The following is a 280-nucleotide window of genomic DNA, read 5'->3' on the forward strand; positions in this document are numbered from 1 at the left end:
AGCCAGGAGGCCGCCCTGTTGGGCGGCTTTCTTTTCTTCAGATGATGCGGTTCTGTTTAAAATCGCGCAGGAACCCGCCCCAGCGGCGCTCGTAGAACGGCGCGATATGCTCAGTGATAAAGTGGCTGATACCCTGCTCGCCCTTCCTCACCTGACAAATATCGATCGGTTCGTCACCCGGTAACGTGTCGGTCGCCACATTGCCCGCTGCGTGAATGATCTCTTCAATTTCGCCGTCAGCCTCAATGCCAATCAGCAGATTGGGTTGGGCGTCCGCATG

1 protein-coding gene is annotated in these 280 nt (G+C 56.8%); it reads right to left on the reverse strand.

The annotated features are described in order from the left end of the window. Positions 1–37 precede the first annotated feature (37 nt). A partial coding sequence (locus J4G32_RS21495) for an enhanced serine sensitivity protein SseB C-terminal domain-containing protein (RefSeq protein WP_210497783.1) occupies positions 38–280 on the reverse strand: 243 nt, incomplete at its 5' end.

Origin of the sequence: Microvirga antarctica, from assembly GCF_017921815.1 — a bacterium.
In the GTDB taxonomy this organism is placed as follows: Bacteria; Pseudomonadota; Alphaproteobacteria; order Rhizobiales; family Beijerinckiaceae; genus Microvirga; species Microvirga antarctica.